Here is a 12,162-nt window from a genome sequence, read left to right on the forward strand (position 1 = left end):
TTAGACTCTACTTATAAATTTCGTTTATTTACTTTCACTATTTATTTCATTATGCGTTCTATCTTTCTTCGTGTTTTTATTGCTTTCACTTTTGTAGCTTTTGCTGGTTTAGGTACTTCTTGTCAGCGTTCTGCGTGTTATGTCAAGCCAAAAGCAGCTAAACAAAAACGTGCACATTATAACAATCAGTATAAATAAATTGTAGTTAGTTGCTTTAAAAGTTTTATAGAATACCCATAATTAATAGTTAGTTATGGGTATTATTTTTTTGTTCTTGAAAAAAGAGCAGACTATTTCAAAACAGGCTTTCCATCTTTATCTAAAAATAAATGTTTGCTATCTACATTATACATTCTTAGGGCATTATCACTATCTTTTCTGCTCTGATTGAGATAAACTCTGCCACTTTTCGAAATAAAATCAAGTGTATCTAAAGACAAGAACGGAGAAAAAGGAATAGAATCGTTTTGAGCAGGATAGATACGATATTCATTTTTTGAAGGATTACCGGCCTTTCCATAATAGACCCAAGTAGGCAGATGAGCTACGTTTTTCAAGACAATTTTTGATATTTCTTCCTTCGTTTTTGGGTCTTTCTCAGTTACTTTTTCCATCTCTAGCCAAACAATAGCTCCATTATGACGAAAGCGTTTTCGTTGTCCAGAATAGAAATTGCCCATTGAATAAGCTACAATTCCACTATCTAAGGTTGCGTTTCCTTTTGATTTATATTTTTTCAAGGGTTGCAGAACGTGTGGATGTCCTCCAATAATTACGTCTGCGCCAAGCTCTATCGTTTTTTCAGTAATCATTTTTTGATAAGAGTTTGGTTCGGGTTTATATTCTGCTCCCCAATGGTAATGAATCAGAACGATTTCAGCACCTTGTTTTCTTGCTTTCTGAATATCTTGTCCTACTTTTGCCGTATCGATAAGCTGAAAAAGATGACTTTCAGCACTACGAAGCGTAATATTCGAAAACTGTGTATAAGCCAAAATACTATATTTAATCTCATTTTTCTCAAATACTTTTATTTCATCTTGTGCTTCTTGTGTACGATATGAACCTAAAACAGCATCAAAATTTCGTTTGTCTAGCTCATCTAAAGTACGCAAAACACCTGCTTTTCCTTGGTCGTAGGTATGATTATTTACCGTTACGATAATATCAAAACCTGCATCTTTGAGCGCATCGGCATAAGCATTTGGCGTATTGAATTGTGGATAAGATTTATAGTTTTTTCCTTTTCCTGCCAAAACAGTTTCTAAGTTTCCAACCATTACATCAGCAGCAGATAAAAATGGTTTTACACCTTCAAAAACAGGAATAAAATTATAGGTGTCATTTCCCTCAAAAACAGCTTTATACTGCGAACCATGACACATCAAATCTCCTGTAAAAGCAAACGTAACCTTATTTGTATCAGGCTTTTCTGTAAAGTCTTTAATAGGCTGAAAGTTAGCGATTACCTTCAAAGAATCTTTTACTCTTTCACTATCTTCTGTATTTGCAGAAGCTTCTCCCACAGGAGAACACGATGAAAAATTTGATAGAATTAGAAATAATACAAGGTATAGATAGATATTTTTCATTGGTTTTTGTTTGGTTTTAAAGAAAAATTAAATTAGGATATTTCAGTAATAGTATAAATCACTAAATAACCATTTTTCCTATAATAGTAAGTAGTATCTAATTGAGCTCTAAACGTAACATCATTCATTGTGAAACTTCCTCCAAGACTAAAGCCTGCATAAGAACTGGTTAAATTATTTTTTACTGGGTCAAGTCTTTTTAGCTGATTTTGCTCAAATTCTTCGTCTGTAGCATTAAACGTATAACTATTATTACCTTTCATTTCTATAAGAAAATTTGTGTTAGTTTCATAAGATACGTATTTAACAATTAAGAGAGCTATCTTCTCTTCTGATTGTAAACATTTAAGTATAGAGGAGTCAGAAGATATATATATTAAGTTACATACTACATCTTTTTCTGTCCAAGAATCGAATCCTGATTTATACAGTGCTACTTTAGAATCAAATTTTATTAAACAATCTGTATAAGATTCTCTTACTTTATCCATGTCTTTTATACTTAAAGAACTATCCTGTGATGGAGAGCAAGAGGAAAAAATTGATAAAATTCCGATTGCTAAAATGTATAAATAGATATACTTCATTGTTTTTTTAGTTTTTTAATATAACTGTAAACGAGGAAAATCTTAATTAAATCTCTCCCCCATTCATCCACTCTTCAAAAGCTCTTTCTTTTTGCTTTTTGAGCGTATCGTATTTTGGCAGAAATTCTTCTTCATAATAGACTGGCATATTCAACCTTAAAAATTCCTTTGAGCGTTCGGCATAATTATCCAAACCAGCATCTAAAGATTCTAGAGCATATATTTCATTTGCTCTAGCCGAATAAGGAAAGGTTTCTATAACTTGATAAGCAACATCATAAGCTTTGTCTTTCAAATTATTTCGCTTATAATAAGCAATAGCTTCTTGCAAAATTTCAAAATCAAAAGGAAGTCCTGCGATTGCTTTTTGCATTGCAATTTTAGAACGAGTTGTATCTCCTAGCTGTTCTGCAGAAAGAGCTGTGTAGAATTGTTTTTTAGACTTTTCGTAAGCACGAACAGGTTGTAGATTATCCAAAATAGAAGCAGCCGAAAGTAATTTATTATCCTTCCAAAGCAACTCCAAATCAATAAGCTGAAAACGTTGAAGAGTTTGAAAATCTAATTCTTCTGCACTTAATTGTGTAGCAGAGTTTCGCCAAAGTAGCGCACTTTGTAAATCATTATTTTTTAAGTCAAATTCTATTTTATCCAAAACTACTTCCAGTTTTAGATTTTGATTTGTCATTGTTTGCATTTTTTGAGCAAACTCTTTTGTTCCTTCTTCTCCTACCAAATACGGAATTTGATAATGAAAATAACGCCTTTTGGCATCTTCATCTAAAGAATCAAAATTTATTTTCTGTCCTGCATCTTGCTGTAAAATCAAATACATTTCATTTGCTGTTGCTTGAAAAGGATGCGAAGCAAGAGTGTCCCAACCTCTCCACATTTGGAGCGCATCTGTTTTGTCCTCTTGATATAGTGCTTGTTCAGAGTGAGTAATAGCTTCATACAAATTATTCAACCCTCTATTCATCAAATAGGCTTTATTAAAATACAAAGCAGCTTCATCGTATTGCTTGTGTTCCAAAAACCAAAGTCCTAACAAGTGTTTATACTGCGAAGACGAATTTCCATAAGCTTTATCTAAATATTTTAAAGTAATAAAAGCATTATAAACATCGCCTAATTTGTACTGATTGACAGCCTTTACCAAAAGCATAAAAGGAATATGTTCTTGATTAGCCAAAACTTGCTCTCTATTTTTGATAAGTTCTACAATCGTACTATCTATTTTTTGATTCGTTTTTTCATCTGCTACTCTTTGATTTAGAAGTCCGTAGTGATAGACATAAAGCAAGTCTTCGGTTGTCCAAACAGAGTCTTTAACTAAATCCTCATTAAAATTGATTTCTGTATTTGAATTTAATTTTGTTGCTCTTTTATCTAAATCAAAAAAGCGTTTTTGATACAACATTTTATTCGAAAGCGCACCTGTATTTTCTTGTGTCTTGATGCGAAGTTCTAAAGAATCTAAAGCTGTATAATTATCCGTTAGCGCATTGAGTGTCCACCAGTTTGCATCTAAGGCTGTTTTTGCTTCTTCTGAATCTGCATATTTTTTCACTTTTTCTAGTTCTCTAGCCACAGAATCATTATTTTTTATTCCAAAACGCTCTATCGAACTAAAGATTAGATTATTTTTTAGTTGTGGATTATTCGGAAACTCTGCCGAACCTTTCAAAAGTGTATAATAGGATTGATCTTCATTATTTGTACGATTCATCAAATCCGAAACGGCTGTGTAAGTATAAGGCGATGCCGTACGTTCGGATGCAATTTTGAGAAAAGAATACGCTTCCTGCCAACGATATTGACGCAGTGCAATTCCTGCCATTCCCCAATAGGCTTTATGATTTGTATAAACTTTATAAATTGCTGATTGATAATTGATTTTGGCAAGTTGATAGGTTTCTTCTACTTTTTTATCTTTCTCTTTTGTCTCTTCCAATGTCAAATTGCTTGTAATTCCATTCCCTGTGGCATTTTCATCTACTCCTACTTGATTTAAAGCATCAGCTTCTGATAAAAACACATCACCGATTCCAGTAAGATAACCTGATTGTGCTTGATTGTAATGAATAAAGTTATGACGATAGGCAAAAATAGTGATGATAATTCCTGCTACGATAGCAGTATAGCTCCAATTTACTTTAAGAGGTTGCCATAAAAGAGGGTAGGCTTGAAGACTTTTTTCTAGTAATTCACTAAAATTGATGAAAATATAAATGAAGAAAGCAACAGCAAAACCAATATTTGAATAAATAATGATGTCAGAAAAAATATCAATAAGTGGGTCATTATTGGTAGAAATAGCATACATAATCGTAGAACAGGCAATCAATGCCCAACCAATATATAAAAGCAGACCCACAGGACGAGCTTCAAAAAACTTTTTATAATGCGCTTCTCTTCCTACAAAACCCCAAATTCCTAACACAGTCATAATGACAAAAATCACAAAAGGAGGAATATAGATAATCTCCCAAGTAATGCCGTGAATACTGAAAAGATAAGAATAAACCATGTGTAGAAAAAATATTCCACTAACAATTGCAAAGTGTGTTAGAGTGCTATTTGAGCCATCTGCACCACGAGAAACAAGCCAATACAATGCTCTAGGAATTTCGTGTCCATTAAAAATAACAAATAAAAACGTAAGAACAATAGGAACTACAATACCATTATTAGCTAAGAAGAATACAGGATTATTGAGGGTGTTAAGCTCTGAATCTACTAAAAAGCTCATACCAATAGCCACAGCCGAAATAACTAAAAAGCGAACAAGCAAAGAACCTTTTGCAAAAAATTGGAATAAAAAAGTAACCACACCAAAACTTAAAAGAACGATAATAAACCATTTTTTCTCATTCTGCCACTCCATAAGACCTTGAATACCAGCGAGTCCATCAATAGAACAATAGCTCAAAAATATCGCAAAAACAAAAAGCACAATTCCGTACCAATGGACACGCAAATAAGTAGAAGCAGTCAGAATCAAAACCCATGCAAAGGCAATGCTAAGAGCAAAAAGATTAGCAGCAGAGTAGTTTAGCTGTAGAAAGGAAGTTGAAAAAGTTTTGTTGAGCAAATAACCATCTACTTCTGCAATAAAGGGAAAAAAGACATGTTGGAAACTATCAATTTGAAGAGGAACAGTAGTAAGTTCGCCATTGGAAGTCCATTCGAAGACAGCTTTTTCTCCCAACACAAACGCATACAAATAAGCTCCCAAAGCAGCAAAAAGCACAAAAATAGAAAGCGTACACAAAATACGCTCACTTAAAGACCATTTTCTCCAAAAAATTAGGTTTTTCATAATAATGTAGCTGACAGTTTCCAAACTGTCAGAGAATTCAGGTATATTATTACGACAGTTGGAAACTGTCGGCTACTTTAAATACAAATAACGAATATTATTTTTAAAATTGTCTTACAAATTTAGTCAATTTAATTCTTTATCAATCGAAGAGCTTCTCTTTTACTCAAATTACTTAATTCTGTTTCATTTTTTTCTACAAAATCAATTACCCAATTTGGATTTGTTCGGCTGTATTCTCTCAAAATCCAACCAATCGCTTTATTTATAAAAAATTCTTTTGAAGCTGTTTTTGATGAAATGAGAAACGTAATTGTAGAAGTAAGCAAATACGTATCTATATTTTCTTTGTCTTTGAGTTGGAATAAAATAGCCGAACGCTGCAACCACATATTTTCAGATTCTAGCCATTTTTCGATATAAAAATCTCTTTCTTTTGGAAATAATTTAAAGTATTGATTAACAAGTTTTGGAGCAATAAAATCTATTGTATCCCACCACGATTTATTCAAAATCATAAACTCAAAAAGCTGAATATCTTCTTTCTCTAGTTCTTTTTTATATTTAAAGGCTAATTCTTGTGCAAAAAGCTGATAATCTCGCTCTGGTTTTTGCCATAAGGTTTTTATAATTTGAAATGCTTCTGGTTTTTTTGGCAAGAAATCTTTACTCAAAAAAGGCTTTTGTAATTCTCTTCTTTGAGGTGTTTTGATTCCAAAATACTCAAACTGATTTCGCATGTAGGCTTTCTGCTCTGCTGCAATTTTTGGATTTGAATTACTTTTAAATTCTGATTGTAGGGTTTTTAGGTAGGTTTGCATTTTGAAATACTGTAACTTATTGGCGAGTGATTTGGCTTCGCCGAGCTATCGGTTATATGATTTTTATGATTAAATGAAGATAAATACTTTTTTTAAATTCATATATGATTTAATTTTATTTCTGTATTCTCCTGTAATTATCATAGTAATCATACAAAATCACTCGCTAATTCATTCTCTTATTTTGCTTTTATCCAACTCTCAAATTCCTCAACAGAAAGCGTATTTAATGTTTTTTTCTTCAAAAGCCCTCCTTTTTGTGCTACTTTTACGCCCCAGTTGGTGTCTTTTAAACCTTCAGTAGAATGTGCATCTGGACTAATACAGAGCCAAACATTTTTCTGCATAGCATAATCAATCCATTTCCAATCCAAATCTAAGCGATGAGGATTTGCATTTATTTCTATGGCTACATTATATTCTGCACACGCATCAATGATTTTTTTGTGGTCTATTGGATAGCCTTCTCTTCTCAAAAGTAACCTTCCTGTTGGGTGTCCTAATATTTTTGTGTATGGATTTTGAATGGCTTTCAGTAGCCTTTCTGTTGCTTTTTTTTCACTCATTCCCAAAACTGAATGCACAGAAGCAATTACCACTTCGAAACCTTTGAGTGTATTTTCATCATAATCTAAACTTCCATCATTCAAAATATCAGATTCTATTCCTTTAAAAATACGAAAAGGAGCTAATTTTTTATTGAGTTCTTCTATTTCTTGCCATTGCTGTTCTACTCTTTCTTTATTAAGTCCGTTTGCATAAAAAGCAGATTGAGAATGGTCAGAAATTACTAAATAAGAATGTCCTAACTTTTGTGCAGCCAAAGCCATTTGTTCGACGCTATTTTGTCCGTCGCTGTATGTTGAGTGATTATGAATTGTTCCTTTTAAATCTTCTAATTCTAAAAGGTCGCTTTGATTATTTTCTTTTGCCCACTTCCATTCGCTATTATTATTTTTATTTCCATTTCTCAATGGTGCAGGAATATAGCTTGTACCTATTTTTTTATAAATATCTTCTTCTGAATCTGCTTTTTGATACGAATATTCTAGTAATGAAACTTCTTCGTTCAAACCATTTTTTTGTGAATACTCAAGATGAGAAATTGCAGCCGTTTCTCTCAACAGTTTTCCATAAAAACTTTCTTTTTCTGTAATATGAATTTCTAAATTTAAGTCAATTTCATCAAAATTTCCTTTCCAAAGAAAGGGGGAACTATTTTTTCCATCAAAACTAATTCCATCTAAGTTATTCAAAAACTGAAATAACTCTTTGCTTGCGTTTGCTTCTTTCAAAATACTGACAAAAGAAATTGTATCAATAACAGGTTCGTGCCTTGCTACTTGTCCTGCTGCACTTATTTTTTCTATAAAATCTTGTTTTTCTAAACTTTGAAGAATATAATCAGAATACTTAAAAGCAATATTGATGCGCTGTTTTCCTTCTTGCTGCTCTAAAAACTCTATTTGATTAGCGATATTTTCGGCTGTCTTTTTACCAAAACCCTTTGTTTTTTCTAATGAGCCATCTTTGGCAGCTTTGTATAAATCCTTTACCGTTTCAATCTCTAATTCTGTCCAAATAACACGAACTTTTTTTGCGCCCATTCCTTTTATATTGAGCATTTCGAAAACTCCTGTTGGCGTTTGTGCTGTCAGTTCGTCTAATTCTTTAAAACTTCCATTTTCTAACAAAGAAAGTATTTTATCACTCATATTCTGACTAAAACCCAGTTCTACAAGCTGTTTTTGAGATAATTCGGCAGCTACTTCATTTAGGTTTTCTAATCGTGTAGCTGTTCCTGTATAAGAACGAACTTTAAAAGGATTTTCATTATGAAGTTCTAGTAAAGAACCTGTTAGTTTAAAGGCTTGAGCGAGTTGTTTATTAGTCATTTTATAGAAAAGAGTAAAATAGAATTTCGGTTTGTCTTTGTTTACAAAGGTACTAAAAACTATAATCTAAACCCTAAGGGACTTCGAAGACCCTTAGGGTTTTTCAGAAAACTTTGAAACCTACTTTTTCCATTCAAATCTACCTATTTCTATCTCATCATCATTTTCTTCCATTCCAGATTCCAATTGAAAGATAATTTCTTTTTGTGTTTGGTTTTTAGAACCATAGTTGAAATAAATAGTTGCTTTAAGTGTAGATGCTCCTGCTATTTTTTGGGTTCTGTCATCATAAAAATCTACTTTTATAATGTACTCTCCTTTGATAGCTTCCTTCAAAATATATTCTTCTGAACCATACCCATCTGTCAAGTCTTCAGTCAGTCGTCCTCCGTTTTGAGAAAGGTTATTAGAGTAGTATGTTTTTTCTCCTGTCGGTTCGATAATCCATAAATCAATATCTGTTTCAAGCGTATTCCAATCCAAAACTACTCGTATATCGACAGGTGTATTTTTGAATAAATTATTTTTTTGCTCTTCGCTTAGTTCTTTCTCTATTTTTTTATTGACTTTAGATAAATCTAACTTGTCTTTATGTAATGCAATCAGATTATTAAACTCTGTAAGGACTGTAGATTTGAAATAAGGAAAAAGGTCTTCTAAGGTATCCCAGTTTTCGTCTTCTTTATCAAAATCCATTATCAAAACTTCATAAAATAAATCTAATGCTTTTTGATAATTACCATTTTTTTGATGCGTTAAAGCCAAATCTCTATACGAATGTGGCTCGTTTGGACGGAGTTCTTTTACTTTCTCAAAAAGAAAAATAGCCGTTTCCATTTTTCCAAGTTCACTATATTTATAGCCTAGCATTTTCAAAAGCTCATAATTTTCTAACTCTAGTTCTACAATATTAGAAAGAATCTGAACTCCTACTTCTTCTTCTCCATTCTGAATAAAGTAACTTCCCACACTAAGAAAAAAAGAAGGCGTAGAAGAATAACTTTCTTTGAGGGAAAGATAGGTTTCAAAACGATTTTCCTTAGTAGCATTTTTGATAGAATCCATATAGGGTTCATCTGCACTCCATTCTTTTACTACTAATTTTGTAGTTTCTTTCTGTTGAATTTGTAGTGCTTTTTGAGTAGAATCAGGTAAAACATAGCCTTTTTCAGCAGCTTTTTTTGTAATGACTATGATAACACCATTTGCTCCTTTGCTTCCATACAGAGCCGTCGCATTTTCATTTTTCAACATACTGACAGATTTTACTTGCTCTGGATTAATCTGACTATAATCACTCTTTTCCATTGGAATTCCATCTACTACATACAATGGTTCAGCATTTAGATTAACAGAAGAGTTTCCTCTAATTACTACATTTGAAGAAGAACCTGCGTTTCCATTTATTTGCACACCTGCTGCATTTCCTTGAATGGATTGTACAAGTTGCTCTGATTGAATTGTTTGTACAGCATAACCCAAACTCTGGCTTTTTTCCTCAATTGCCATACCAGTAACCACAACGGACTCCAAAAGCTCCGAACTTTCTGTCATTATTACATCAACAATAGATTGATTACCTACGAGTGCTTCTCTTTTACTAAAACCAACAAATCTAAAAACAAGAATATCCTTTTCACTACAAACAATAGAATAATTGCCATCAATATCCGTTTGTGTTCTTATCGTTGTTCCTTTTATTTGTACAGTTGCACCAGGTAAAGTTCCTTCTATACTAGATATTACTCCTGTTATAGTCTTATTGCGCTCATAGCCTAAAACCTCACTTTGATTAACTGAAACACTCTGATTTTGAGTAGTTTGATTTTCAGTTTCTTCACCAGAGTTATTTTCTTCTTCTTCAACCTCTTCAATTTCTTGCTGAGTTTCTTCTAAATTTTCAGTTATTGTTTCTGTTGTAGAATTTGTATTATTTTCATCAGTTGTTTGTGTTGTTGTTGTGGTAGTTTGATTTGTTTTCTTAGGCTGCTCAGGTAATGAATCTTTTTTGTTTTCTGTCCACCATTCTATTTTTTCTTCATAGTCTGCAAGAGCTATTTTTATGATTTCCGTTTCTGTACTTGCAATTTTTTGAGTTTTTTGAGCTAATAGTTTTTCATACTCTTCTTTTAGTTCGGCAGGTGGCGAAATTTCATATTTGACATAATCTTCTATTCTATCCAAAACGATAAGTGAAGTATAGGGAGTAATCAAGCTATAATTTTTAGCTACTTCTACGATTTTGGTTTTATTTTGTCTTGTGTTTAGAGAAAACTCATCCACTTTTTTATTTGCCCAAATACGCTGAATAGAGGTTGAATTGTAATTTTTAGGAATTGTTATTTTTCTAGTTTCTAAAACTTGTTTTCCTATTCCAAACTGAATTTCTATTTCTGCATCTTTATCTGCACTTATTTTTCCTGCCAGTGAGAAAGATTTGTTTTTTTGTAGAGTTTGGGGCGTAATTGGATAGACTTCGCTTAGGATTCTGTTTTTGTATTTTGCGCCCAAAAACTGATAATTTTGAGATAAAAGTGCTTCTACGGCTTCTTTTTGTGTTTCATAAGAAAGATTGATATAATTCCCTCCTGTTTTTTGAGCTAAAGAATTTAGAAAAGGAGCATCATTTGTTCCACTAGAAACGATAGTATAAATAGTTTGTAGATTGTCTTTTTTAAGAGGAAAAGCATCATCTGAATAAGAAAGGTTTGAAATTCCGTCCGAAAAAAGAAGGATTTCATTTTGCTCTAAAGAAGGAAAATCAATGGCTTTTAAATCTGTCCCTCCATCATAAACTATACTTTCTAATTGCCTTTTAATTTTGATGATTTGATTTTCAAAATTAGATTCATCTATCAAAAAATCATTCTGACTGACTATTCTATTATTGAACAAAATTAGTTTTAGATTTAAAGAATTATCTGACTTTTTTTGATTTATTCTTTCTAAATAACTTTCAAGAAGAGCTATTTCTTTTTCTGTTTTTCTCTCCTTACTAGAATGCGAAACATCCCACAAAACAGCAATAGAAGAAGGCAAGATTTTGTCTTTCTGAATAACATTTGGAATTAGATTTATATAAAAATAATCGCTTTCTGTATCTTTAGAATTGCTTTTCTCTCTGAAAACTTTTTCATTTATTTGTGTCGGAATCTCAAAACTAAAAATACCTGTGGCTTCAAAATTTTTCTTATTAGATTTAGCAATATAAGATGTTTCCCACTTTTTGAACTTGAAATTAGAAAGCTCGTTTTGCTTGACCTTAGGCTTTTCTTCTTGATTAATGACTTTTACATTTAGGTCAAAATTCTTCACTTTTCCGTATTTCAAGTTTAGTTGGTACAAAGGAGCTTTGCTATCTTGGAGTTCTTCTTCATAGCCTATCAAGATTATTTTTCTTCCCTTAGCAGGAATGGGATACACTCTAGCCTTATAATTATTTCCAACTGTCATTTCTAATAAAGCTGGGTCAATTTCTTTTCTAATAACTCCTTCAAATGCTCTTCTTCCAAGTTCTTTTTCTACTACTACACCTTCTCTAAGCTTTCCATTTAAATCCATTGCAAACCTAAAAACACGCTGTTTATCTGCAAGTGGAAAGTTAAGTTCTCCTTCCAAAACTCTGTCATTCGGATTATAAAAAGTGAGTTTTGTTACTGTTGTGGCTCTGTTTCCTAGTATTTCTACTTCAATATCAACGCTTTCTAATTCAATAAATGCGCTATCATTTTTGATTTGTAGAATAGATAATTTTCCTAAATCATCTGTCTTTTGGGCAAAAACTGAAATGAAAAAAGTAAGATAAAAAAATACAGAGAAAAGTGGCTTGTGTAGATTATGTTTCATCGTAGATAAGTTGTTTTGATTAGATAGTTCTAAATATTTCTTAAAACCCCTACGATAGACTTTAAGCAAAACGTTGCATATAATTGTTGTTTATCATTT

At 32.1% G+C, this 12,162-nt stretch carries 7 protein-coding genes; 1 reads left to right on the forward strand and 6 read right to left on the reverse strand.

Features of this window, described 5'->3' with window-relative positions:
* Positions 1-51: 51 nt before the first annotated feature.
* Positions 52-198, forward strand: a complete 147-nt coding sequence (locus WAF17_RS07690; RefSeq protein WP_338768384.1) for a hypothetical protein — start codon at positions 52-54, stop codon at positions 196-198.
* A 92-nt stretch (positions 199-290) separates the two neighbouring features.
* On the opposite strand, the gene WAF17_RS07695 is transcribed toward WAF17_RS07690, so the two are convergent.
* The 6 genes from WAF17_RS07695 to WAF17_RS07720 form a co-directional block, all read right to left on the reverse strand.
* Positions 291-1,592 (reverse strand): CapA family protein, encoded by a 1,302-nt coding sequence (locus WAF17_RS07695; protein ID WP_338768387.1) that lies wholly within the window; start codon positions 1,590-1,592, stop codon positions 291-293.
* A gap of 32 nt (positions 1,593-1,624) precedes the next feature.
* Positions 1,625-2,179, reverse strand: a complete 555-nt coding sequence (locus WAF17_RS07700) for a hypothetical protein (RefSeq protein WP_338768390.1) — start codon at positions 2,177-2,179, stop codon at positions 1,625-1,627.
* Between the two features lie 46 nt (positions 2,180-2,225).
* The gene (locus tag WAF17_RS07705; RefSeq protein ID WP_338768393.1) at positions 2,226-5,501 is read right to left on the reverse strand and encodes a hypothetical protein; all 3,276 of its coding nucleotides are present in this window, start codon (positions 5,499-5,501) and stop codon (positions 2,226-2,228) included.
* A gap of 131 nt (positions 5,502-5,632) precedes the next feature.
* Positions 5,633-6,322, reverse strand: coding sequence for a DNA alkylation repair protein (locus WAF17_RS07710; RefSeq protein ID WP_338768395.1), 690 nt, complete (start codon positions 6,320-6,322; stop codon positions 5,633-5,635).
* 179 nt (positions 6,323-6,501) lie between these two features.
* Positions 6,502-8,217, reverse strand: a complete 1,716-nt coding sequence (locus WAF17_RS07715; protein ID WP_338768397.1) for a PHP domain-containing protein — start codon at positions 8,215-8,217, stop codon at positions 6,502-6,504.
* A gap of 120 nt (positions 8,218-8,337) precedes the next feature.
* Positions 8,338-12,063 carry a VIT domain-containing protein gene (locus WAF17_RS07720; protein WP_338768400.1) on the reverse strand — a complete coding sequence of 1,242 codons (3,726 nt, stop codon included), beginning with the start codon at positions 12,061-12,063 and terminating at the stop codon, positions 8,338-8,340.
* Positions 12,064-12,162: the final 99 nt, after the last annotated feature.

The sequence above is a fragment of the Bernardetia sp. ABR2-2B genome, from assembly GCF_037126435.1.
GTDB lineage: Bacteria > Bacteroidota > Bacteroidia > Cytophagales > Bernardetiaceae > Bernardetia.

Coding starts and splice junctions, on each gene's coding strand:
- WAF17_RS07720 (WP_338768400.1), bottom strand. CDS start 12,063: ATGAAACATAATCTACACAAGCCACTTTTCTCTGTATTTTTTTATCTT.
- WAF17_RS07700 (WP_338768390.1), bottom strand. CDS start 2,179: ATGAAGTATATCTATTTATACATTTTAGCAATCGGAATTTTATCAATT.
- WAF17_RS07715 (WP_338768397.1), bottom strand. CDS start 8,217: ATGACTAATAAACAACTCGCTCAAGCCTTTAAACTAACAGGTTCTTTA.
- WAF17_RS07705 (WP_338768393.1), bottom strand. CDS start 5,501: ATGAAAAACCTAATTTTTTGGAGAAAATGGTCTTTAAGTGAGCGTATT.
- WAF17_RS07690 (WP_338768384.1), top strand. CDS start 52: ATGCGTTCTATCTTTCTTCGTGTTTTTATTGCTTTCACTTTTGTAGCT.
- WAF17_RS07710 (WP_338768395.1), bottom strand. CDS start 6,322: ATGCAAACCTACCTAAAAACCCTACAATCAGAATTTAAAAGTAATTCA.
- WAF17_RS07695 (WP_338768387.1), bottom strand. CDS start 1,592: ATGAAAAATATCTATCTATACCTTGTATTATTTCTAATTCTATCAAAT.